General features: G+C 26.8%; 21 protein-coding genes. 4 read left to right on the forward strand and 17 right to left on the reverse strand.

The window, feature by feature from the left end; all coding sequences use genetic code 11:
- The first annotated feature begins 331 nt into the window (after positions 1-331).
- Positions 332-2968, forward strand: a complete 2637-nt coding sequence (locus NGI68_RS01160; RefSeq protein ID WP_251859648.1) for a cation-translocating P-type ATPase — start codon at positions 332-334, stop codon at positions 2966-2968.
- Between the two features lie 231 nt (positions 2969-3199).
- On the opposite strand, the gene NGI68_RS01165 is transcribed toward NGI68_RS01160, so the two are convergent.
- From NGI68_RS01165 to NGI68_RS01215, 12 genes are all read right to left on the reverse strand, one after another.
- Positions 3200-4054 carry an HDOD domain-containing protein gene (locus tag NGI68_RS01165; RefSeq protein ID WP_251859649.1) on the reverse strand — a complete coding sequence of 285 codons (855 nt, stop codon included), beginning with the start codon at positions 4052-4054 and terminating at the stop codon, positions 3200-3202.
- Positions 4055-4160: 106 nt separating this feature from the next.
- On the reverse strand, positions 4161-4292 hold the full coding sequence (locus NGI68_RS16900) for a hypothetical protein (RefSeq protein WP_286010066.1): 132 nt from the start codon (positions 4290-4292) through the stop codon (positions 4161-4163).
- A 339-nt stretch (positions 4293-4631) separates the two neighbouring features.
- Positions 4632-6035, reverse strand: a complete 1404-nt coding sequence (locus NGI68_RS01170; RefSeq protein WP_251859650.1) for a peptide MFS transporter — start codon at positions 6033-6035, stop codon at positions 4632-4634.
- 274 nt (positions 6036-6309) lie between these two features.
- A complete protein-coding gene (locus tag NGI68_RS01175) occupies positions 6310-7140 on the reverse strand; it encodes a phosphoenolpyruvate hydrolase family protein (RefSeq protein WP_251859651.1) in 831 nt (276 codons plus the stop codon).
- A 24-nt stretch (positions 7141-7164) separates the two neighbouring features.
- Complete coding sequence (locus NGI68_RS01180) at positions 7165-8373, reverse strand: Tm-1-like ATP-binding domain-containing protein (RefSeq protein ID WP_251859652.1); 1209 nt, start codon at positions 8371-8373, stop codon at positions 7165-7167.
- 173 nt (positions 8374-8546) lie between these two features.
- A complete protein-coding gene (locus tag NGI68_RS01185; protein ID WP_251859653.1) occupies positions 8547-9755 on the reverse strand; it encodes a phosphoenolpyruvate hydrolase family protein in 1209 nt (402 codons plus the stop codon).
- Between the two features lie 14 nt (positions 9756-9769).
- On the reverse strand, positions 9770-10267 hold the full coding sequence (locus NGI68_RS01190) for a methylated-DNA--[protein]-cysteine S-methyltransferase (RefSeq protein ID WP_251859654.1): 498 nt from the start codon (positions 10265-10267) through the stop codon (positions 9770-9772).
- A gap of 189 nt (positions 10268-10456) precedes the next feature.
- The gene (locus NGI68_RS01195) at positions 10457-10822 is read right to left on the reverse strand and encodes a VOC family protein (protein WP_251859655.1); all 366 of its coding nucleotides are present in this window, start codon (positions 10820-10822) and stop codon (positions 10457-10459) included.
- Between the two features lie 82 nt (positions 10823-10904).
- Entirely contained in the window at positions 10905-11405 is a 501-nt protein-coding gene (locus NGI68_RS01200; protein ID WP_251859656.1) for a nitroreductase family protein, read from the reverse strand.
- Positions 11406-11799: 394 nt separating this feature from the next.
- Positions 11800-12339 (reverse strand): flavodoxin domain-containing protein, encoded by a 540-nt coding sequence (locus NGI68_RS01205; protein WP_251859657.1) that lies wholly within the window; start codon positions 12337-12339, stop codon positions 11800-11802.
- A gap of 116 nt (positions 12340-12455) precedes the next feature.
- Positions 12456-14768: a diguanylate cyclase domain-containing protein gene (locus tag NGI68_RS01210; protein WP_251859658.1), complete on the reverse strand. Its 2313-nt coding sequence runs from the start codon at positions 14766-14768 to the stop codon at positions 12456-12458.
- A 472-nt stretch (positions 14769-15240) separates the two neighbouring features.
- A complete protein-coding gene (locus tag NGI68_RS01215; RefSeq protein ID WP_251859659.1) occupies positions 15241-16188 on the reverse strand; it encodes a TDT family transporter in 948 nt (315 codons plus the stop codon).
- Positions 16189-16400: 212 nt separating this feature from the next.
- On the opposite strand from NGI68_RS01215, the gene NGI68_RS01220 reads away from it, so the two are divergent.
- Positions 16401-16889 (forward strand): C-GCAxxG-C-C family protein, encoded by a 489-nt coding sequence (locus NGI68_RS01220; protein WP_251859660.1) that lies wholly within the window; start codon positions 16401-16403, stop codon positions 16887-16889.
- Between the two features lie 128 nt (positions 16890-17017).
- Here NGI68_RS01220 and NGI68_RS01225 read toward each other — a convergent pair whose 3' ends face one another.
- Positions 17018-17728, reverse strand: a complete 711-nt coding sequence (locus NGI68_RS01225; protein WP_251859661.1) for a FadR/GntR family transcriptional regulator — start codon at positions 17726-17728, stop codon at positions 17018-17020.
- Between the two features lie 501 nt (positions 17729-18229).
- On the opposite strand from NGI68_RS01225, the gene NGI68_RS01230 reads away from it, so the two are divergent.
- Positions 18230-19186 carry an L-lactate dehydrogenase gene (locus NGI68_RS01230; RefSeq protein WP_251859662.1) on the forward strand — a complete coding sequence of 319 codons (957 nt, stop codon included), beginning with the start codon at positions 18230-18232 and terminating at the stop codon, positions 19184-19186.
- Positions 19187-19341: 155 nt separating this feature from the next.
- Here NGI68_RS01230 and NGI68_RS01235 read toward each other — a convergent pair whose 3' ends face one another.
- Genes NGI68_RS01235 through NGI68_RS01245 form a run of 3 tightly spaced genes read right to left on the reverse strand, consistent with a single transcriptional unit; the run spans position 19342 to position 22889 of the window.
- Positions 19342-19965, reverse strand: a complete 624-nt coding sequence (locus NGI68_RS01235; protein ID WP_251859663.1) for a TetR/AcrR family transcriptional regulator — start codon at positions 19963-19965, stop codon at positions 19342-19344.
- An 11-nt stretch (positions 19966-19976) separates the two neighbouring features.
- Positions 19977-22190 (reverse strand): ABC transporter permease, encoded by a 2214-nt coding sequence (locus NGI68_RS01240; protein ID WP_251859664.1) that lies wholly within the window; start codon positions 22188-22190, stop codon positions 19977-19979.
- A complete protein-coding gene (locus NGI68_RS01245) occupies positions 22191-22889 on the reverse strand; it encodes an ABC transporter ATP-binding protein (RefSeq protein ID WP_251859665.1) in 699 nt (232 codons plus the stop codon).
- Between the two features lie 223 nt (positions 22890-23112).
- Between NGI68_RS01245 and NGI68_RS01250 the strand changes: the two genes are divergently transcribed.
- Positions 23113-23604, forward strand: a complete 492-nt coding sequence (locus NGI68_RS01250) for a prolyl-tRNA synthetase associated domain-containing protein (protein ID WP_251859666.1) — start codon at positions 23113-23115, stop codon at positions 23602-23604.
- A gap of 93 nt (positions 23605-23697) precedes the next feature.
- Here NGI68_RS01250 and NGI68_RS01255 read toward each other — a convergent pair whose 3' ends face one another.
- Positions 23698-24834, reverse strand: a complete 1137-nt coding sequence (locus NGI68_RS01255; RefSeq protein WP_251859667.1) for an aldo/keto reductase — start codon at positions 24832-24834, stop codon at positions 23698-23700.
- Between the last annotated feature and the right edge of the window lie 131 nt (positions 24835-24965).

Raw genomic sequence — 24965 nt, forward strand, 5'->3', positions numbered from 1 at the left:
CTAATTATATTACAGCTGATTTTTTTAAGAAATAAAATAATTTCTACCATTGACAAGCATTATATAAAGTTATATCATATAGTTAAGTTAAATATTGTTACGTTTTATTAAAAGGGAGTAGTATAAAATATAACATCAACATGTCGGTTAGTTTTCTAACCTGGTGTTATATGCCAAAATTTGGTTACAAGACTTTTAATATAATTCTTGAAACTAAAAGAATTATATTAAAGGTCTTTTTTGTTTGTTAGCTAACTAACCATATCTTTTGACAATATATAACTTTATCCGTTCTAAAACTTTAATTTATAACTATAAGGAGGAAGCTTGCATGGAAAAATATTTTCAAAGGTCTATTGAAGAAATTATGGAACACTTTAATGTGACCAAAAATGGTTTAGACCCGCAATCAATACAAAACCAAAGAAAACAATATGGATATAATGAATTAGTAGAAAAGAAAAAAGAAACAATTCTAAGTGTTTTCTTAGAACAATTTAAGGATTTTTTAGTAATTATACTAATAATAGCAGGAATAATATCTATGGTAACAGGGAATATAGAAAGTACCATCGTAATTTTTGCTGTTATAACTCTTAATGCTATATTAGGAACAGTTCAGCATGTAAAGGCTGAGAATTCTTTAAATAGTTTAAGAAAGCTATCATCCCCTCATGCCAAAGTAATAAGAGATGGTAAAAAAATAGAACTCTTATCTAAAGAAATAGTTCCTGGAGATATTTTGATTTTAGAGGCTGGGGATTATGTACCTGCCGATGGAAGGATAATAGAAAACTACTCTATTCAAGTTAATGAAAGTTCTCTAACAGGAGAATCTGAAAGTGTTCTTAAAATATCAGATGTTATATCAGAAAATAATATAGCACTTGGTGATCAAAAAAACATGATATTTTCTGGCAGCTTTGTTACTTATGGTAGGGCTACTGTAGTTGTAACTAATACTGGTATGAATACAGAAATAGGAAAAATAGCATCACTTATTGAGAATACAGCACAAAAGAAAACTCCTCTCCAAATAAGTTTAGATGATTTCGGTAAAAAGTTAGCAATTATAATTTTAGGAATATCAGCTCTAATATTTTTATTAGACATATATAGAGGATCATCTGTATTAAACTCCTTAATGTTTGCAGTAGCACTAGCCGTTGCTGCTATTCCTGAGGCCTTAAGCTCTATTGTTACTATTGTACTTGCTATTGGCACTCAAAAAATGGCATCTGAAAATGCTATCATAAAAAAACTTAAAGCTGTAGAAGGCTTAGGATGTGTCTCTGTAATATGCTCTGATAAGACAGGCACTCTTACTCAAAATAAAATGAAAACAGAAAAAATATATACAAACAACAAAATATTTGAATCTAATGAATTTGACTTAAAGAACCCTATTGAAAATCTTCTAATTAAATCTTCTATTTTGTGCAATGACTCTACTGTCCAACAAAACAAAAAAATAGGTGATCCTACTGAAATAGCTTTTGTGGAATTAGGTAAAAATTATTCATTGGATGAATTGGAACTAAGAAAAACTTATGCAAGACTTTCTGAATTACCTTTTGATTCAAATAGAAAACTTATGAGTACTTCTCATAAAATTGATGAACAATATCTTATGATTACAAAGGGCGCTGTTGATGTTCTTCTTAAAAGAATAAAATACATAAGAACTTCTGAAGGTATAAAAGAATTCACTTTGGAAGATAAAGAAAAAATCGAAAACGTTAATTATGAATTTTCACAAAAAGGCTTAAGAGTATTGGCTTTTGCTTATAAGGAAATGAAAGATAATATTCAGCTTTCTATGGATGATGAAAATAATTATATATTTTTAGGATTGATATCAATGATCGACCCTCCAAGGCAAGAATCTTTTGAAGCAGTTAAACAATGTATACAAGCAGGTATAAAGCCAGTTATGATAACAGGTGATCATAAAATAACGGCTTCTTCTATAGCATCGCAAATAGGAATATTAAGAAATAATGATGAAGCTATTGAAGGTATAGAATTAGACAAAATTAGTGATGAAGAACTAAAAAACAAAGTAGAAGATATATCTGTATATGCTAGAGTTTCTCCAGAACATAAGATTAGAATAGTAAAAGCATGGCAAGAAAAAGGTAGAATTGTAGCTATGACTGGTGATGGGGTTAATGATGCTCCTGCATTAAAGCAAGCAGATATAGGTATCGCAATGGGTATAACAGGTACTGAGGTATCTAAAGATGCCGCTTCTATGATTTTGACAGATGATAATTTTGCAACCATTGTTAAGTCTATTTCTAATGGTAGAAGTATTTATAGTAATATAAAAAATGCAATTAGATTTTTACTTTCTGGAAATACAGCTGGTATTTTATCAGTTTTGTATGCTTCATTATTTGCTCTACCTATACCATTTGCTCCTGTTCATCTTTTGTTTATAAATTTACTTACAGATAGTCTTCCGGCTATAGCCATTGGAGTTGAACAAACTAAAAATGATTTAATAAATGAAAAGCCTAGAAATGTAGATGAATCTATACTTTCTAAAGATTTCTTAAAAGGCATATTTAGTGAGGGCATATTAATCACAATATTTACTATGGTAGCCTTTCATATAGGCTTAAGCTCCTATGGTGAAAACTTGGCAGCAACTATGGCTTTTGCTACTTTATGCCTAAGCAGATTATTCCATGGATTTAATTGTCGTTCTAATAGTTCTATTTTTAAGATAGGTGTATTTTCTAACAAATATACTTGGATAGCTTTTTCTACAGGATTCTTTTTATTAAACTTAGTTTTATCCTTTGATCCTTTAAAGAAATTATTTGAGGTTAGTCCTCTTAATATAGAACATTTTATATACATTTATATTTTGGCTGCTTTACCTACTATAATAATTCAAGCTTATAGATTTGTATTTAAGGAAAAGCTTAATTTAAGTAGTTCTTTAGCAAAAGGAATTTAAATAAATTACAATATATTCAAAGTAAAAAATATATAATATTCTTACAGTAATTTTCATTATTGATTTTAAATACAAAATAGACCTACTTATGAGATATAAAGTTCTCTTATTAGGTCTATTTTTATTTGTTTTTTAAATTGTTATGACAATGTACTTTTAATATATATGTTTTTATTATTAATTTATATACTTATAACCATTTTAACTCTTTAATATTATTGATTGCTATACTTAAACAATATTGAAGCTATCATTATCATTTAAATAATCCACTGATTCACAAATTATATTTTCAATATCTTGCTGACTTATATTTAAAGTTTCAAGTGCAAATTGTGAAAAATTATAGGCTAAACCATCATTTCCAATGCCCACTCCTAACATCATAGTAATAGAATCAGCTATATGTACTATAGAAACTAATTTAGGATCTTCCTTACATAGTTCTGGTGAGTGATGATATCTAATACTTTCCACTAAAGATAATGGGAAATTCCACTTTTCAGCTATTTTAGTTCCTACTTGTCCATGGTTAAACCCAAGGATCTCCTCTTCAGCCTCCAAGAAAGTTTTTCCATGTTTATCTACTTTATCTATTATATTTTCATACTCTTTTGCTACGTAATAGTTTAATATAGTTTTACCTATATCCCTTAAAAGTCCTGCTACATAAGCTTGTTCTGCTTTAGGATATTTAAATTTTTTAGCTATAAATCTTGCTATTATAGCACAGCTCTGAGATTGATTCCAAAGATCATATTTTGCAAGTCCATATCCTCCTGGAAGTTCTTTTACAAGATATTCACTTACTGCAGATGCAAGCGCTAAGCTTTTTATTGCTTGAGAACCTAAAAGTACTGTAGCTTCCGATACAGTATCAATTCTTCTAGCATATCCATAGTATGTTGAATTAGCTAGTTTTAATATTTTTGATGTAAGACTTTGATCAGTTAATATTTCCTTTTCTAAATCCGCTACATCAGAGTAAGGATCTTCTGTAAGAGATACTATTTTATTTATTCTATCTGGTAGAACAGGCATATCATCAACTTTACTAATTAAATCATCTAAACTCATTTTTTTCATATTTCAAACACCCATTTCGTATGCAATATTTTATAATATTATATATATCGCTATATGTAATTAAATACTTAAATATTTTATAACTACTTCCATTAAAAAAACTAATCTATTTTATACTTTTTAAACATCCATTAATATTATAAGTATAAGTAGCATATTCTTTATAATTTCTTTGTTTGGTTTCAGATGAATTAGCAACTTGTTGTTTATTTATTATATATGCTTGAATTTTTATCACCAATTCAGCCTCCTTTTAAAATTATGTTAAATTTACATATCTCATTTATCGTATTTAAATTATAATACTTTATTTAAATAATATTCTTATTATACCATTAAATATAATGCTCAACTAATATTACTGTCAGCTGATTTAGCGTTAGTTTAATGTGCAAAATATTATTCTGTAAGCTGAGTTTAACTAGCACAACAAGTTAACTTAACAAACTCACATATAATTATATAAAGGATAGGCCTATAAATATATGGGCTAAAAACTATCTTTTATATGCACCATATAATTTATAGGGCCTTCTTTTTTGGTAAGGAGGTTTTTATTAAAAGTATATATATTTTATTAAATATTTAAATTTGGCGAATTTTTTAATTCAAGATCTTCATCTGTCATCATATGATGAAGTTTATTTCTCATAAGGAATAAAACAGCAGCCATTATAAACATAGAAATAGCTATTAATCTAAATACAGATAAAAATCCCATATTCTCTGTAAAAGCTGCAAGCTTTCCAGAGATTAGACTTGAGAAGAAAGTTGAAGTATACCATATTCCCATAAAGAAGTTTTTATATCGATCTGGAGATAATTTATTAAACATTGCAAGTCCTATAGGTGATAAACATATCTCTCCTACTGTATTAAATACATAAGTTAAGCATATCCAACCCAAACTAGCTTTTGCTGCACCTTCTCCTGTACCACCTGTAGATAAAACTGATATTACCATAATAAAGAACCCAATGCCCATTAGTAAAATTCCTAATCCCATTTTAGTTGGTATGGTTAAATCTCCTTTTTCACTTTTTGATAGTTTTATCCAGAAAGAACCTATTAAAGGTGCTAAAAATACACATAAGATAGCATTAAGTGATGTTAGCCATGCTACTGGGATTTCAAATCCACCAATAACTCTATTTACATGATCTCTACTATATATTAAAAATGAGTTCTGACTTTGAAAATATCCTGTCCAAAATACTATAACAAATACAGTTATAATAAACATTGCAGTACATCTTCTTTTTTCTTGAGTTGTAAGAGGGTTGCTTTTAATCTTTTTACCTTGACTATTTTTAGTTGCTGGATATTTACCTACATTCCCAAGATATTTTGGTGCTAACATAGTAAATGCAATTGCACCTATTAACATACCTATTGCACATACTAGGAATACTTGTTTATATCCGTATGATATAATTTCACTTCCTTTTTTTACTGCAAACCAATTATCTGCTATTAGTCCTGTTATTATTGGTGCAATGAATGCACCTACATTTACTGCACTATAAAATAAATTATATGCAGCATCCTTAGTAGAAGAAGAATTCTTAGGATATAAATCTCCAACTAAATTTGCACAATTTGCTTTAAAGAAACCATTAGAAGCTATTAATATAAATAGAGCAAAATATACAGAACCTATACTTCCTGTGCTAAAAAATAAAAATAAGTCCCCTATTACTGCTAAGAAAGATCCTATAATTATACATTTTTGTTGTCCTAGATATCTATCCCCTAAAATACCACCAAGGACTGGAGCTAAATAAACTAACCCTGCAAACCAAGCAAAAAGCATAGTAGCCTTAGCCGTTGATAAACCAACTCCACCTTGAGATGCAGTAGCTGTGAAATATAGTATCACCAATGAGGTCAAACCATAATAACTAAATCTTTCCCATAGGATTGTAAAACATATTAGCCAAAAGCCTTTTGGATGAGTTTTTTCCTTTGCATTTGATGACATATAATCCCCTTCTTTCTATTGTCCATATACTTTATAATTAAAATTTTAACATATATACCATTTATATACAAATAATAAATTTGTATTTTCTAACGGATATCCATAGTTTAACTAAATATATATACATTTTATTAGATTAAACTATATCCAATTATAAGATTTCTACCTAAACAAAAAGAACATAGATAGTACTAGATTTATCAAGTTCTATCTACGTTCTTTTTATTTATAATTATAGTATTTATTACAAACTAAATTGATATGTTATATAGATTTATTTTTTTATTGATTTAAATGCTTCTGTTTGTACTTTAATACTTCTCTCAGCTGCAAGTCTTTCTATACTTGATGCACCAAAGAATCCATCAATTCCTTCTGTTCTTTCTATTACATACTTAGCATCTTCTGGTTCTGCAATAGGTCCACCATGACATATTACCATTATATCTGGATTAACTTCTCTACCTGCTTTTATAATAGCCTCAATCTTCTTTACACAATCATCTAATGTAAGTGCTGTTTTTGCACCAATTGTTCCTTTTGTAGTAAGTCCCATATGAGCTACTAAAATATCTGCTCCTGCTTGTGCCATTGCCCTTGCTTGGTCTGGATCAAATACATAAGGAGTTGTAAGCATATCTAGTTCATGTGCTTTTCTAATCATTTCTACTTCTAATCCATATCCCATTCCTGTTTCTTCTAAGTTTTGTCTGAATACACCATCAATTAAACCAACTGTTGGGAAATTTTGTACTCCACTAAAACCTTGATCTTTTAATTGTTTTAAATATATATCCATAACTCTAAAAGGATCAGTTCCGCATACACCAGCTAATACTGGTGTATCTTTTACAACAGGTAACACTTCAGACCCCATTTCAACTACGATTTGATTTGCATCTCCATAAGATAATAATCCTGCCAATGATCCACGTCCTGCCATTCTATATCTTCCTGAATTATAAATAATAAGCATATCAGCACCACCAGCTTCACTACTTTTAGCAGTGATACCAGTTCCAGCTCCTACACCTACTAATGCCTTTCCTTGTTTAACCTCTTCTTTGAATTTTTTCATAATCTCTTTTCTTGTCATTGTGTTCATTTATAAGTCCTCCCTTATATAGTTTTATCTATTCATTAAATCTATTAATCTTTGTGCAGCTATTTCTGCAAATTCTACATCATTAATAGCAAAATTCATCTCTATTAATTCCACAGTTTCTCTATTTATTCCCTTTCTCAATGTATCAAACAACATATTATCTTCTTCTACTCCGTAAAATGGCTCTCCTTTTACATCAATAGCTGATACTCCTTTTAGTGGTAACATTAGAACAGTTTTACCTTTTGCCATATTTAGCTTTTCAACAATTTTCTCACCTATCTTTTTGTTTTCTTCCACATTAGTTCTCATAAGAGTTACTGTTGGATTATGTTTATATAAATTACGTCCTTTAAATTCTTCTGGCACTGCATCATAAGGTCCAAAATTACACATATCAAGTGCACCTACAGATACTATTTGAGGAACATGATTTTTTGCTGCTGCCTCTAATCTATGTGGTCCTGCATTTAACACACCACCAATAATCTCATCTGCCCATTCTGTAGTAGTAAGATCTAATACGCCTTCAATAAATCCTGCATTAATAAGAGCTTCCATAGATCGTCCACCTATGCCTGTTGCATGAAATACAAGAACTTCATATCCTTTAGCTTCAAGATACTTTCTTGCTGCATTCACACATGGAGTCGTTACTCCAAACATTGTTGTAGCAATTAATGGTTTCTTATCTATAACTTTTTTGTTTTCAAATCTAACCATACCAGCCATTGCAAATACTGCATTTGTAAAAATTTTTGTTGAAATTGAGTTAAGACCTGCAACATCCACTACTGAAGGCATCATAATAATATCACTAGTTCCTACGTATGGAGCTGTATTTCCTGATGCTACTGTTGATACCATGATTTTAGGAACTCCTATAGGTAATGCTCGCATAGCTGGTGTTACTAATGAAGTTCCTCCACTACCGCCAAGAGATATAATACCGTTAAACTTCCCTTTCTTATATAATTCCAGTACTAATTTTTCCATGCCTTTTGATAATAATTCTGTTGCTAACGCCCTATCCTTTTTAGCAGCTAATTCTTGAATATCTATTCCTGCTGCCTCTGCTACTTCACTATTTGATACATCTGGCTTGAATGTTGGTTCAAACACACCTGTGTGAATTGTAAAAGTATTTAATCCTAAACTTTCAATCAATTCTTTAATATATTCATATTCTGCACCTTTAGTATCAAATGTTCCTGCAATTGCGATTGTTTTCAATTCTTCAACCTCCCCATGACTTAGCTTTTATATAACTTTTATAGTATTAAATAAATAAATTCTAAATATTTTGTTGAAATAAAGGCAGTATGATTAATTACAAATTAATCATACTGCTTATGTCTTATAATGTAAATATTGCTAGATTATGTGTTTTTGTGTTTTTGTTATATTTAGGTTTTATGTAATATTTTGGCCTTATATTGTTTTGGGGAACAACCTTTATACTTTTTAAACATCTTACTAAACTGTGCATAATCTTTATAACCAACTAAAGCTGCTAGTTCTGATAACTGAATATTTTTTTTATCTAAAATCTCTGTAGCCTTTTCTATTCTAAATTTAACTAAATATTCTCTAAAACTACAACCTACCTCTTTTTTAAATAAAGTACTTAAATATCCCCTAGATACATGAGCTACTTTAGCTAAATCTGAAAAAGAAAGTTCACCCATATAATTATGATTAACATATTCTTTCACGAATTCTACATAATCATAGTGTTTTGTAATTCCATCTAGCATTTTTACCATTAAATCCTCTTCATCCAATTGAGAAGATACTTTAAAAGCTTTTGTTATATTTGTAATAAATTTTTCAGTAGGAATTCTCTCAAAGGCAGAACCTCCTATATATCCCATTAGATTTTTGTTATTACTATACATATAGTTAACATCCGTAGGTGTTTTTACAGGACCTCCATAAATTAGTTTAATTATATTAGGCTTTAATTCATTACATTTTTCAAATATCTCTTGTGATTTAACCTTTGCATCTTCTAATGATAAAACTTTTCTTGCTCCTAATAACCCTCCACTTGTTAATCCTAAATGCACACATATAACGTCTGCTCCAGCATCAATCATTTGAACTGCTTGCGTATTATTAAATACAAAAGCAACAGTAAACATATCTTTTTCATGAGCTATTCTTATAGCCTCTACTTCAAGTGTATAACAACAGCCATTTTCTTCAAGAGCCATATTGAAATTACCATCTATTAATCCAATTGTAGGATAATTATTAATACCAGAAAATCCTTTATTTTTTATTTCATCTATGTAGCTTTCCATATTTTTAGTAGGATCTGTTGCATTAATACCAAAAATTATGGGTATATCTCTTACTAAAGGAATAATTTCTCTATATCCAAAATCCATTACCATATCATTACTATTATAAAATGGTAAAAAACCTGCTAATGAGCTTCTTCCCATTTGGCGAAATCTACCTGAATTTAACATAAGAATAAAATCAGCTCCACCTTTCTTGGCATATTTAGCTGTCATTCCTGTACCCGTTGCCACTCCAATAATATTATTACCTTTTATTATCTGTTGGTTTAGATTCTCTAATATTTTCTTCCTACTAATTCCTTTCATCCTAATTATATTCCTCACAGTTCATTACATTTCCCCCAATTATCATGTTTTAGATTTTCTTTTTCTGTATTTAAAAGGATTTCTTTAATTTCTAATCCACCTGCATAACCTACTAAATTTCCATTAGCTCCAATAACGCGGTGACAAGGAATAAATATTGGTATAGGATTTTTGTTGTTGGCCATCCCTACTGCTCTAGAGGCCTTTTCATTACCTATACTTACTGCAATATCTTTATAACTACAGGTTTGTCCATATGGTATTTTCTGCAATTCTTCCCAGACCTTTTTCTGAAATTCCGTACCTTGTGGATCAAGGGGTAAATTAAACTCTTTTCTCTCCCCCCTAAAATATTCTTTAAGTTGATTATGAGCATTTTTTAGTATTTCACTCTCAAAGATATTAATATTTTCTGGAATATTCTTATCAAATTTTACATTAGTTATAAATTTCCCATTTTCAATAATTACTATTTTCCCAATTTTTGTGTCATAGCAATATGCATTATTCATATTCTATCCTCCTTCTTATGATATATCCCTTTATTAAATATAGTTTACTATATTTGTTTTTTATTTTCCTTAAAAATATAAGTTTTTAATATTTTCATAAGAAAAGACTATGAAACTCTTTAGCCATATTAGCTATATTCATAGTCTTTTTATGATTTAACTACTGCAATATAAATAATTACAATAATTTTATATATACTGGACTAATTCAATTTTTTCTTCTTCGGAGCCTTGAAAAAATATAATTAATTTACCATCTACTTCTGTTATTTCATTGGTAATAAAATTCACATTGTTTTTTTTCAACTTATCAATATATTTTTTTATATCAGTAACTGTAAAAGCTAGATGATCTATAACTCCATTATTTACTGAACTATATGCATTATTTTTAGAATATACTAATTCTATAACAGAATTTTCATTTTTTATAAATACAAGAATTTTATCCTCATCTTCATATTTATGTTCAAATGTAAATTCTAGATTATTGCAATAAAATTTTTGAGCATTCTCTATATCCCTTACTTTTATTCCCACATGATTTGTTAACATATTTCTTTTCTCCCATCTTATATAGCTACTATTATTTATATTTAAAAAATATAAATTTATATAATATATTTATTCAAATTTATTACCATCTATTATAATGTACTCTACTTTCATCAAATCTATCTTGTGGTTTTTTTTCTTCATTTGGATATCCAACAGATATTATTGACAATGGAATTATGTTATCTGGTAAATCTAAAATTTCTTTTACCCCATTAACTCTATCTTCCACAGGATAAACACCTAACCATACTGCACCTAATCCTTTTTCTTCTGCTTGCAATAATATGTTTTGTGAAGCTGCAGAACAATCCTGTACCCAAAATCCTTTTGCTATCTCTTTTGACTCATCTCCACAAACCACAATAGCTACATCAGCTTCTAATAACATTTTTGAATACTGATGTACTTCTGTTATCTTCTTCATAATAGATTTATCCCTTAAGACTACAAATTCCCAGGGTTGTTCATTCACAGCTGAAGGTGCTGCCATAGCCGCCTTTAATAAATCCTGGACAATGTCATCATTTACCTTTATATCTTTATACTTTCTTATACTTCTTCTGTTTAATATTGCATTCATTTGTTTATTCCTCCTCTATCTATAAATTAAGTATATTATATAATATCTAAATAAAAATACATTTGCATACTTAATATATTAAGACATTATTATAAATACTAACAATCAAATATATATATTTTAGTCTAACCATATTATTTAAATTAAGCTTGTACTCTAAAGTAAATTATAGATATTTATATTAAACTACCTTAATGTATAAAGTCTATATATAGTATACCAAATTTTATAATATAAATAAAATATTATACATGCATACATTTTATGTATAATTTTTAATGGTATATTTATATTTAAAATTACCTTATATAAATATAATATGGTACATAGATATATACATAAAAGAGAAATATAAATACTATAATCTAATATAGGTTTTGTTATAATATTTTACTTAATTATTTATAACATGATCTACTAAAAGCATTACAGTACTTTTATCTGTGAAATCTACTTTTTCTCCATAAGTAGTTAGAAATTCTTTATCTTCTTCTGTTAATTCATTCTTATTTTTTTTAGATATTACTTTTTTAAGTATTGCCATCATTGATCTATGTACTAAACTTAGCCTTTTATAATCTATTGCCCCACGTAAATGAAAAAACTTTATGCTATTTATCATAGATTGAGAAAAATTCTTTTCTATAATTGGTATAAACTTTTCTTTTTTATCTGTTGAAGCAAGTCCTACTGTATATACTATTATTTTTTTATTCTTTAAAATATTCATATTTTTATTTATAATTTCTATACCTGAAATACCACTAGCGTAAAGTCCTCCACCATATACTACAGTATCATATTCCCTTAACTTTTCCATATTAATTTCTGAATAATTAAACAGATCACCTTTTACTTCTTCTGCTATCCATTGAGCGTATTTTCTTGTACTACCATACTTTGATTTATATATTACTGCTATTTTATTATTCATATTATCCCCCTTTAATTGAACTTTTATAAATATCTACATACTATAAAATACATATTACTTTAGTATGAATTTATTTAAAATTTCGTAAATAATTATAACTTCTTTATTTTCTTATTTCATTCTGCTGATTTACCCAATACTTTTTCAATAAATACTTTTACAAGCTCTGGATCAAACTGAGTACCAGCATTTAGTTTTAATTCTCTTATTACATCTTCTTCTTTTAAATCATTATTACATATTTTATATGTTGTCATAATATCATAAGCATCCACTATAGAAATTATTCTTGATTGAAGCGGTATATCTGTTCCCCTCACCCCTTTAGGATATCCTTTTCCATCCCATCTTTCATGATGATACAATACATGTTCTGCCATCTCTGACATATTATTTACTGTATTAATTATCCTATATCCTATTTCGGGATGCAATTTCATTTGTTGCCATTCATTTTCTGTTAAAATTTCATGTTTATTTAATATGTTCTCTTCTATAGCTATTTTGCCTATATCATGAATCAACCCAACAGTTTTAAGTTCTTGTATTTCATACTCAGCTAATCCTAAAGCTTTTCCCATGTATTCACAATAACTTGAAACTCTATGAGAATGTCCCTCTTCCCTTTTATCTTTTTCATATAAGTTATTCATTATAGTATTTATTGCTTTTCCTCTCATACTTGGTCCATCAAAAATTTTTTTCTTGTACATATAATCTTCAGCTATTTTTATTACATCCTCAATTTTTTCCTCTTTTCTCCTCTTGGTTCCCCAACCAAAAGAAACAGATATATCAACATTATTTACTGTTTCTTTTGAAGCTAAATTATTAATATTTTTAACAATTTGTTCCGTTTCATATATATCTGTATTGGGTAATAAAATTACAAACTCGTCTCCTCCAAGCCTTGCAATAATATCATTATCTCTACATCCTTCTTTTATAACTTCCCCAACTTTTTTTAATAATTCATCCCCAATAATATGTCCAAAAGAATCATTTACAAGTTTTAATCCATTAACATCTGCCATAACTACAGTTAAAGGCAATACATTTTCATCTTCTAATTTATTTAATTCTTCTTCAAAAAACCTTCTATTATACAATCCAGTTAATTGGTCATGATAAATTAAATATTTTAATTTATTTTCCATTTCTTTTCTTTCTCTAATATCTCTACATAGAGAATGAAAAACTTTTTCACCATTATTTAATATAGTAGTCATCATTACCTCTACAGGTAACAAATCGTCATTAATTGTTTTAAACCACCATTCAAATTTATACTTTCCATTTTTTCTTGCTATTTCATATATTTCAGTAGCCTTTTGTTTAGAGATTCCTCCATCTGGTTGTGTTTCTGGCCAAAATGCAACTGGATCTTTATTAAGTATCTGTAATTTTGAATGGTATCCTAATAAATGAAGCATAGCTAAATTACAATCTATAACCTTATTATTTTGAACTATTAAGATTGGATCTGATGAGTTTTGAAAAATATTTCTAAAATTATATTCACTATTTTTCAAAGCCTCTTCTGCAATTTTCCTTTCTGTAATGTCTGTCAATATTGCTGCTAATTGTGAGTTTTGTGGTCTATAAACTATAATTTCATAATATTGATTTTTTTGTTTTATATATATTTCAAGCTGTAGAGATTTACCAGTCAATAATACTTGTTGAATTTTTTTAATAATATTATATTTTAAATATGGAAATACATCGCTAATAGTTTTCCCTAATATATTTTCTTTTTTTAATCCTGTTAGTTTCTCATAACTTATATTGGTATCTAAAATTCTTAAATTTATAATTTTTTCTTTATTAGATTTACCTTGAAACAATATTAATCCTTGCTTCATCTCATTTACAAGAGATTTATATCTTTCTTCACTAATCTTAAGCTTTGATTCATTTTTCTTTTTAAATGTAATATCTCTACATATAGCAAATATTTCTTTTTCATTGTTTTTAACTATTGTTATATGAAAATAAGTATCCTTATTAAAAATTTCTGATTTATAATCAAAACTCTCAATTGATCGGTATTTAATCACTAATTTTATTTTTTCCCAAACTATTCTTGATACATATTTAGGAAGAACTTTAAAAATAGATTTTCCAATAAAATGTTTTCTAATAAGCAGTAAAAATTTTTCATCGTTTGAAATACAATCTATAAAATGCCCTTTGTGATCCATTATAAATAACATTTCTGGTATTAATTCCATGCTAATTTGATTTTTTGCTTTGCTTAGATTTTGCTCAAGTTGTATAATATTATCACACTGACCTTTAGAATTACTTCTATTATTTATAGCATGTTTGAGATAAATTTTAAGTTTTTTATTAGCTTTCAATGATTTACTGTAGCTTTTATTAATTTTTAAAACCGATTGAATTTTTCCTATTATTTTTGAAAGCATAACATTCCTCCATTATTATTTAAGTCCCTAATACAAAACTAAATCTATTCTCATTTAACAAAATTAATTATACTTCACATATTTTTATAACTTGCCACTAATGCAAACATTATATACTTTATAGTTATAAACTAAATAATGTTTATATTTATTCTGTAGTAATATTAACTAAATTGCATAAGTTACTATAATTTAGTTATTTAAAGTTCAAAAGTTATCAATTGATAATAACTATTCATATTGCACTACTCTTTTATTCTACACTATTAATAATCATTATTAAAGTATAAAAAAAGTATGGATTTAATTTATTTATCTTTAAAAGTATTAAAAATAAATCCCATACCTTATTTCAATATTAAAAACAAATTCTAAATTATTTTTTATGATATTTTTCAATATTTAAACATTCTTAAATACTTTATTTACTTAAATTAACCTGTTGTGCTAGTTAAATTACTATAAACGCTTATTAATTGCTTTTCATGGCATTAACAACATTTTGTTCTTTATAAAAAAGAAATTTAATATATCTAATTAATACATATAAAGTTATAGAAATAGCTACTATCTCCTGAAATTTTACTAAATATTTTAATAAAAAAATAGGTTGATGAAATTTAATAAAGAATGTATTTGTCAGTTTTATTGATATACCGCTTATTACAAGTGGAAATGTAAATCCAGAATAACTTGGGTAAAATTTTAATTTTAAAAGTTTAAATAACATAGCAATAACTGATATATACATAATTATAGATAATACCATTAAAAACCATACTATTATCATATTTTTGGTTTGAAATGATTTTATATATCCTGCTAATAATAAGCTAGCAGGAGCTGCAAATATTGGAATAGTCGGTAATGTTGGTTCAGGCATGTTTTTTACTTTTATAACTCTATAAATTACTATAGGTAAAAGTATTAAATATGTTATAAGTCCGAACCAAAACAGTAACTTACCTAAGCTTTCCATTTTATAAACAGGAGCAGTTACACTTGCAACTACTATGCCCACATAAACTATAAACCAAGATGGGAATACTTTCTTAATGCTAAAATTAAAAACAAATTTTTTGGTAAACCATAATATTAATACAATATGTAAAACGATTCCCATAATCCACATTATATAAGCAAATGATTTTGTATAATATGTACAATAAGTTGATAATAACATGATTCCCATTGATAATGTTGGAAATACACTTGCAATGACTGGATTTTCTAAATTTTTTGCTACTTCTTTAGGATACTTAGCCATTTTTATAAAAATTAAAATAAGAAATATGGCAGATATTATTCCAAATACATTACGATATACTTCTCCATAGGATTGTATGAGATTTCCCGTTGCTGCTAATCCTAGCATAAGACCTACAATAGGTACTGGATATTTCTTTAAAAATTCGTTCATAAGATCTCTCCTTTATATATTAAAATTTTATAATTTATTAAATGTATATAAGAGTATATCACACTCTTATATACCAATGTTCAACTATTAATTTTCTAAATATATAATTATTTACTAATAAAATTTATCTATTAGCAAACTTCAAATATATAACTTATAATAAAGATTGTGTATCTAAATTTTATTATACATAATTATAGGAGGGATGTATTATGAGTCTAATAAATACAAAAGAATTAACTAAAGATGAACTTCTTAATAAGGTACAAGCTAAAGCAGAAGAATATTTTAGAAGTGGCACTTTTTTTTGCAGTGAATCAGTGGTTCAAACAATTAATGAACTACTTGGCAAGCCATATGATGAAAAAATGGTTAAAATGGCAAGTGGTTTTCCTATAGGTATGGGTAAATCTGGTTGCCTATGTGGTGCAGTTTCTGGAGGCCAAATGGCTTTGGGCATGGTGTATGGCAGAGTTGAAGGAGAACCTATGAATGATGAAATGTTTAAAAAAGCTAGTAGCCTTCACGATTACATAAAAAACGAATATAAATCAACCTGTTGTAGAGTAATAACAAAGCAATGGACTGGAGATAATTTTAAAAGTCCAGAAAGAAAAAATCACTGTATAACAATCACTGGAAAAGTTGCAAGATGGGTTGCAAATGAACTTATTGAAAACAATAAAATTCAAATAAAATAATAGTAAAAAAACTTTAATTTCAGTTATATAACTAATTAAAGTTTTTTTACTATTATAGAATATGTACTTACACTAATTATGTTATATAATTACAAGTATTATAATACAGTAAAAAATTCACTTATGCTCTAAGCATTTGTTTCTATTTCTTTTTTCATTTGACTGTTAACATATTCTAAGTGATATAGCATAGCTTTTTCTGCAGCTATGGGATCATGATTTTTAAGTGCTGCTAAAATCTCCCTATGCTGCTTAATAAGCATATCTGTATTTTCTTTTTTTGTTATTACATTTTTCCTTATATCTTTAATGAAAGCTTCAATTAAAAATGATATAGCATTTAATATACTAAGAACAAGAAAATTTTTAGAAGCTTGAGCTATCTTATAATGAAAAGTTATATCTATGTCTACTAGGTGATCTCTAAAGTCGGATTTTGAAGAATCCTCAAAAAGAAGTTCCATTTCTTGTAATTCCTCATCCGTTATCCTTTCAGCAGCTAAAATAATAGACCCTCTTTCTATAATTTGTCTAAGCTCCAATATTTCATCTGAATTACTTTCTTTTAATAAAAATATAGTAGATAGAGGTTTTAATAGATTATTTTCAAAGCTACTTTTCACAAAATTTCCATCACCTTGTCTTGACTCGATAAGTCCCATAATTTCTAGTTCTCTAAGGGCTTCTCTTATAGATGTTCTACTAATCTGTAGGCTTTCTGCCATTTCTCTCTCAGAAGGAAGCTTATCTCCCTTTTTAAAAGTACCTTCTATAATCATTTCTTTAATCTGTTCTATAGCCTTTTCATAAACTCTTGTATTTTTTATAGGACTAAACATAATTATTCATCCCTTCTTAAAAGTAGAAATATAATAAAGTCTGCATAAAAACATAAAAACTACACACTAATATATATATAGTTTTAATTTGAATATTTTTGGTTTGTGTATTTATTAACAAATTTTCCATGTTTAACAAAATTCTAAATAATATTTTAATTTAAATATTATTTACTTTCATTAAAATTATACTCTAAGTTTGAATTTTATGTCAAGTATAACCAAATATCCCATAGTACTAGATATTAAAAACCTCCTTTCAAATAAATAAACCTTTATAAATATATAGTTTTATTTAAAATTCCTTGTTTATGATTAATACAAATTTATGGTTAAATTTGTATTACAAACATATTATATACTGTTAATTTATTAACTATACTAGTAATTTATAACATTATGTGATATTATAATAATATATTCAGTGGTACTACCAATAAACCAAAGTACCAAAATACCAATATTTTATAATAATTAACTTACATTAGGGGGTAATGTAAAATGGAAAAGAAAAGAAATACTACTAAAATATCTGTTATAGGCGCAGGTTCAGTAGGAGCAACCACAGCTTATTCATTAATGCTTGCAGGCGTTGCCACAGAATTAGTATTAGTAGACGTAAATAAGACCAAAACAGAAGGAGAAGCTATGGACTTATCTCATGGAGCAGCCTTTGTAAAACCTGTAAATATAATAAGTGGAGATTATAAAGATACAGAAGGGTCCGATATTGTCATAATTACAGCTGGTGCGGCACAAAAAGTAGGTGAGACAAGACTTCAACTAATAAATAAAAATATTAATATATTTAAGTCTATAATTCCTGAAGTAGTAAAATATAATAAAGATGCCATTTTACTAGTTGTTTCAAATCCTGTGGATATATTAAGCTATGTAACTTATAAATTATCTGGATTTCCTAAAGAAAGAGTTATAGGTTCAGGTACAGTTTTAGATACATCAAGACTTAAATATGAAATAGCAAAAAGATATGATATAGATCCAAGAGATGTGAATACCTATATAATAGGAGAACATGGTGATTCAGAAATAGCTACTTGGAGTGTAACTAATATCGGAAATATAAAAATTGCAGAATATGCTGAAAAAGAAAATGTTGAATATAATGATAAATTTAGAGAAGAAGTTTATGAAAATGTAAAAAATGCAGCTTATGAAGTTATAAATAGAAAAGGGGCTACTTTCTATGCTGTAGCTTTAGCAGTAACACGTATTGTAAAAGCTATATTAGGAGATGAAAAAACCATATTACCAGTATCAACTCTAGTAGAAAATTATTATGGAATTAAAGATGTTTATTTAGGAATGCCATGTATAGTAGGTGGTTCAGGAGTAGAAAAAGCTTTAGATATAGATCTAAATAAAGTTGAAACAGATAAACTAGTTAAATCTGCAAATACTTTAAAAGAAACTTTAACTAATAACTCAAATTTATAGTATGTAATTTATAAAACAAGAAATTTGTTGTAATATTAATCAGTATATATTTATAATCATGTAGTTTGTAATTATAATACAAAAATAGTAAAATATACGATTTTAGTTAATCATGTATTTTACTATTTTTACTGTATTAATAAATAGAGTAAACTTTATTTATAAAAAGCGGTTGTCAATATATCTGTATATTCTTGTATTTCTTTTTTAATATTATTTTTCTTAATATTTAATAATGAATTATTCATATTAAAAATCATATATTCTTCACTATACTTTTCTAAAGTCCACATTAATATTTTTAAACATTTCTGTACATTCACATTATCTTTAAATTTAGAATAATCTATATTAAATAAAATTTTTTCATATGCTTCTTTTATTTCTCTAGACTGATTTTTTTCTAATATCGCTTTTATATCCTGAGGCATATTTAACCTAGATTTTATAAATAACATAAATACAATGGGGTATTTCTCTATGAGTTCGATTTTTACAATAGTCCATTTTTTTACTCTCTCTAGAACATCTCTTTCCTCTGTATCTATATTTATATACAATTTTTCTTTTAAAAAATTAAAGTAATAATTATATACATATATAAATAATCTTCTTTTATTACTGAAATAATGAAATAAAAGCCCTTTTGATACGCCTGCTTTTTCTACTATCTTATTTGTAGATGCTTTTTCATATCCATTCATAGAGAACTCTTCTAAAGCAGCTTTTAATATAGCTTCTTTTTTATCTTTTGGAATATTATTAAACGTTTTATTCATGCAATATTCTCCTATTCAGCTTTCATAGCATCTACCATATACACAGTTAGAATTTTTTTCTTAGATAATATTTTTGATATTTCATAAGTGAAATATATCATAATAAACCCCATTATAGTGTATTTTAAAGATATATTCATAGGTATAGAAAAATTAATATCTTTTGCAACCTTTTTCATAAGCTGACTCATAGATATTTTTAACATAGGTATAGAAATTAAGTATCCTACTATAACAGGAAATTTACCTGTATTTAATATTAAAGAATTTATTTCTTTTCCTTTGTATCCTAATATTTTCAGCATAGATATATTAAGTTTGTTTTCTTCTACTATAATAGATGTTATAACATATATTACAATTAAAGCTATTATAAAAGCAAATATTGCCATAATGCTAAGAGAATATTTCATAGGTTCAGTCATAGCTTTAAAAGCTTCAGTAGTTTCTTTTTTACTCTCTACCTTAAATATAAAATTTTCATCTAAAGATAATTTTTCTTTTGAATATAACCCTATATAGCTATCCTTAGGATAATTCATAATGGTATTGAATTTATTTAAAGGCATATATATACTTTTGGTAACATAATTATTAGCTATTTCATCTATATTTATAAAAAACTCCTTATCTTTATAAATATTATATATCTTTATCTTATCTCCTTTATTAATCTTTAATTCTTCTGCCAGAGCTTTAGTAATTATAATATTATTAAATCTTATTTCTTCTCCTTTTTCATTTTTTAAATTTATAAGTTGCACATCCTTCTCCATGCCATATATAGGTATAGGCTCTTTTCCATTTTCAACTTTAAAAGATGATACATTATATTTTTCACCACTATATTTTTTTTCTATTTGAATATTTTTAAAAATATAGTTATATTCATATTTATTTGTGCTATTTTGAGATTCTAGTAAATAATCCATAGAATCTTTACTCATAAATCCCATAAGTAAAAACATAGACGCTATTATTATACCTGTTAATAAAATAAAAGTCCTTCCCATATTTCTTGTGACTTCTCTTATTTTAAACTTATTTTCAAATTTAAATTTATATAGCTTTAATTTGTTTTCTAATTTATTTATTTTTACTTTATTCTTCAAACCTTTCATAAGATTAACAGGAGACATTTTTAGAACTTTTAACATAACAATAAATGAAGTTAAGATTAAAAAAATGGATGGTATTATTGGACTTAATATAATATAGCTTATACTATAATTTTGTTTTATTAAAGGTATATTGAAGTACCCTCTCATAAATGAACTCAAAGGCTTTGCCAAAAATATTCCTAATATAGTACCTATTATTCCTCCAGTAATACTAATTATAATGGGATAATTCATATAATGCTTCAGCATCTCACTTTTCTTATACCCTAATGCATATAGAGTTCCTATTTGTTTTAAATCTACTTTTATCATTCTCCATATAACTATAGCTAAAAGAGCAGAAGTTAACAAAATTATAATCATAGGAAGTGTTAATGCCATAATTACAGAACTATCTAATTTAGTCTTCACTAATACATATCTTACATTATTTTCTCTTTCTATATATGACAATATCTTATATTTCTCTTGTATATATTTTCTAACTTCCTTTTCATTATTTTTGTTAAATATTATATGATAAAAATTCTTATTTCCCTTTAAGTTATCCATATCCTCCTGTAACATAGAACCTATACCAAAAGTTTTAGCATTCCACAAAACATCCGTTTCAGATTTCAGGGGATATATATAATCTGGTATTGAAAAAAACCCAACTACTTTAAAATACTTATCTTGTATTTTTACTTTATCTCCTAATTTTATATTTTTCTCCTTTGAAAAAGATGGATCCAAAAGTATCTCATTTTTATTTATTATATTCCTTCCTTCAATAACATAAGACTTATTTATTTTAGAAGTTTTACTAAATATTCTTAATGTAGTATCATTGTTTAAGTTATAATCCATTTCATATCTTTTTTCCAATGATATATTAAATTTCTTTTCTAACAAAGCTATATTATCTATAGGTTTATCTACCATTACTTTGGCAGAATCTAAGTTGTAATCCTTAATAAAATCGTTAAAATTTTTATCTATATTTCTAAAAGCCACATTGAAAGAAGAAAAAAGCATACAGCTTAGCAAAACTAATAAGGTGCATCCTATATAAGAAGCAATATTAGATCTTATAACTCTTTTAATTCTTTTAGATAAAATCATTTACCATTCCACCTCTTTTGCTGAAATCTTTTCTTTATTATCTATAAATTCAGAAATAATTCCATCTCTAAGCTTTACTATCTTATGGCTTATAGAGGCAATAGCTTCATTATGAGTTACTATTAAGATTGTAGTTTTAAACTCTTTATTTATTTCTTCTAGCAATTTTAATATTTCCTTTGAAGTGCTGTAGTCTAAGGCTCCTGTAGGTTCATCACATAAAAGTATCTCAGGATTTTTTATAATTGCTCTAGCTATAGAAACCCTTTGCTGTTCTCCACCACTTAGTTCCTGTGGAAACTTATCCTTTTTATCATATAACTGAACTTTTTCTAATATAGTCCTAATGTCCATAGGATTATTACTTATATCAGAGACTACCTCTATATTTTCCCACACTGTAAGATTAGGTATTAAATTATAAAACTGAAATACAAATCCTAACTTTTCTCTTCTATATAAAGTAAGATCTTCATCATTAAGATCACTTATAACATTATCTTTCAAAATAAACTGTCCTTCATCTGCCTTATCTATTCCACCTATTATGTTTAGTAATGTTGATTTCCCTGAACCAGATGGTCCTAAAATAGTAACAATATTGCCCTTTTCTATTTGCAAATTTATATGTTTAAGCACCCAGAATTCTCTACCTGCCATATTAAATTTTCTTCCTATATTTTTTAATGAAAGATACATTTTAACATCTCCCCTTTTTAATTTAACTATATATTATCAAGCATTGACCCCTAGGTCAATATTTTTAAAAGATTAACTACTAATAAGTTTTTTACTGAACTAGTATGCCCAAATTTAAATTTACCCAAAATATAAAAATATATTGAAACCATTTCCAATCTTTATTATAATAAATTCTAAATCATAAATACGTTTAAATATATTTAATTGGAGGGTAACGTAAATGAATAAAGGTATAGATAAAATATATAATATATTAGACAAATTAAATATTAAGTATATAAAACATGCCCATGAAGCAGTCTACACAGTAGAAGAAGTAAATAAATTGCAACTAAATATAGAAGGACAACATTGCAAAAATTTATTTCTTAGAAATAGAAAAGGTTCCATTCATTATCTTCTCATTTTATGCGATAACAAAATGACAGATTTAAAATCTTTAGCAAAACAAATAGAAAGCACACCTTTATCTATGGCTTCAAAAGAAAGACTTTATAAATATCTAGGACTTACTCCTGGAAGTGTTACACCTTTTGGACTTATAAATGATAATAACAAAGAGGTAAAAATACTTATAGATAAAGATTTGAAAACGGATGGGAGAATTAACTTTCATCCTAACACTAACACATCTACTCTTACTATAGATTATAAGGATTTTTGTAAATTTTTAAATTGGAGTGGAAATGAAATTATAGAAGTTAATATTTAAATTGAAATAAAAATTGAATTATAGAAATTAATATTCTAATAAATATATTGAACTTTATATATTTATTAAGATAAAAAGAGCGTTAACAATTTGTTAATGCTCTAATGTTTTAACTACTTCATCTAACATATTTCTTATTTTAATATTTTGTGGGCAAGCTTCTTCACACTTTCCGCATTTCTTACAGTTTGAAGCCCTTTCATTTGGTCTTAAATGTTTATTATACTTTTTCTTTTGATTTTTAAAATCCTGATATATTGAAGCTCTATTTAAATATTTGAAATTCTTAGGTATATTTATTCCAAAAGGACATGGCATACAATATTTGCAATCTGTACAATCAACCTTTATTTTGCTTATATATATTTTTTTAACTCTATCAATTAATTCGAGTTCTTCTTTAGTTAAAGAATTAGCATAACCGTTATTAGCTTCTTTTATATTCTCTTTTATATGATCCATTTCTCCCATTCCGCTCAATACTACAGTTACTTCTGGATGATTCCACAAGAATCTAAATGCCCACTGAGCAGGGCTTCTTTTAATATGTGATTGGTTCCACAGCATTTTAACATCTTCTGGAACAACTTTTGCTAAGTTTCCTCCTCTTAACGGTTCCATTATTACTAGCGCTATGCCTTTTTGTGCTGCATATTTAAGACCTTCTTCTCCTGCTTGATATTTCTCATCTAAAAAATTATATTGAATTTGGCAGAAAGTCCAATCATAAGCATCAATTATTTCTTTAAATAAAGATAATTCATCATGAAAAGAGAATCCTACATATTTTATCTTTCCATTATCCATTGCTTTTTTTAAAAAATCAAATACATTATGTTTTTTTAAGTTTTCCCAATATTCCTTATTTAACGCATGTAAAAGATAAAAATCTACGTGATCTGTTTGTAATTTTTCTAGCTGCTCATCTAAATATTTATCCATGTCCTCTCTACTTTTTATAAGCCAAGAAGGAAGTTTAGTAGCTAATTTTACTCTTTGTCTATATCCGTCTTTAAGGGCTTTACCGACTAATAGCTCACTAGCACCTTCATGATATGGATAGGCCGTATCTATATAATTAACTCCCTTATCTATTGCATACCTTATCTGTTTTATAGCTTCTTTTTCATTAATTTTAGATGTATCGCTATTAATTACTGGAAGTCTCATGCATCCGAATCCTAATATAGATACTTCTTCCTCAGTTTTTCCAAACTTTCTGTATAACATTTTCCTACCCCCTTAAAGTTTTTTATCTACCTCTTAAAAATATATATTCTATTTTTTAAAATATATTCTACACTATTCATCTTATCCCTTCTTAAAGATTGTAATAAAATAATTTTTTTATTATAATCACG

Origin of the sequence: Clostridium sp. Marseille-Q2269, assembly GCF_943736985.1 — a bacterium.
In the GTDB taxonomy this organism is placed as follows: domain Bacteria; phylum Bacillota; class Clostridia; order Clostridiales; family Clostridiaceae; genus Clostridium_F.

Bases quoted from the DNA above. Each gene is read 5' to 3' on its own strand.
- NGI68_RS01200 (WP_251859656.1), bottom strand. From the start codon at position 11,405: ATGAATGCAATATTAAACAGAAGAAGTATAAGAAAGTATAAAGATATA.
- NGI68_RS01245 (WP_251859665.1), bottom strand. From the start codon at position 22,889: ATGTATCTTTCATTAAAAAATATAGGAAGAAAATTTAATATGGCAGGT.
- NGI68_RS01160 (WP_251859648.1), top strand. From the start codon at position 332: ATGGAAAAATATTTTCAAAGGTCTATTGAAGAAATTATGGAACACTTT.
- NGI68_RS01195 (WP_251859655.1), bottom strand. From the start codon at position 10,822: ATGTTAACAAATCATGTGGGAATAAAAGTAAGGGATATAGAGAATGCT.
- NGI68_RS01230 (WP_251859662.1), top strand. From the start codon at position 18,230: ATGGAAAAGAAAAGAAATACTACTAAAATATCTGTTATAGGCGCAGGT.
- NGI68_RS01165 (WP_251859649.1), bottom strand. From the start codon at position 4,054: ATGAAAAAAATGAGTTTAGATGATTTAATTAGTAAAGTTGATGATATG.
- NGI68_RS01210 (WP_251859658.1), bottom strand. From the start codon at position 14,768: ATGCTTTCAAAAATAATAGGAAAAATTCAATCGGTTTTAAAAATTAAT.
- NGI68_RS01240 (WP_251859664.1), bottom strand. From the start codon at position 22,190: ATGATTTTATCTAAAAGAATTAAAAGAGTTATAAGATCTAATATTGCT.
- NGI68_RS01205 (WP_251859657.1), bottom strand. From the start codon at position 12,339: ATGAATAATAAAATAGCAGTAATATATAAATCAAAGTATGGTAGTACA.
- NGI68_RS01185 (WP_251859653.1), bottom strand. From the start codon at position 9,755: ATGAAAGGAATTAGTAGGAAGAAAATATTAGAGAATCTAAACCAACAG.
- NGI68_RS01220 (WP_251859660.1), top strand. From the start codon at position 16,401: ATGAGTCTAATAAATACAAAAGAATTAACTAAAGATGAACTTCTTAAT.
- NGI68_RS01255 (WP_251859667.1), bottom strand. From the start codon at position 24,834: ATGTTATACAGAAAGTTTGGAAAAACTGAGGAAGAAGTATCTATATTA.
- NGI68_RS01235 (WP_251859663.1), bottom strand. From the start codon at position 19,965: ATGAATAAAACGTTTAATAATATTCCAAAAGATAAAAAAGAAGCTATA.
- NGI68_RS01170 (WP_251859650.1), bottom strand. From the start codon at position 6,035: ATGTCATCAAATGCAAAGGAAAAAACTCATCCAAAAGGCTTTTGGCTA.
- NGI68_RS01190 (WP_251859654.1), bottom strand. From the start codon at position 10,267: ATGAATAATGCATATTGCTATGACACAAAAATTGGGAAAATAGTAATT.
- NGI68_RS01225 (WP_251859661.1), bottom strand. From the start codon at position 17,728: ATGTTTAGTCCTATAAAAAATACAAGAGTTTATGAAAAGGCTATAGAA.
- NGI68_RS01215 (WP_251859659.1), bottom strand. From the start codon at position 16,188: ATGAACGAATTTTTAAAGAAATATCCAGTACCTATTGTAGGTCTTATG.
- NGI68_RS01175 (WP_251859651.1), bottom strand. From the start codon at position 7,140: ATGAACACAATGACAAGAAAAGAGATTATGAAAAAATTCAAAGAAGAG.
- NGI68_RS01250 (WP_251859666.1), top strand. From the start codon at position 23,113: ATGAATAAAGGTATAGATAAAATATATAATATATTAGACAAATTAAAT.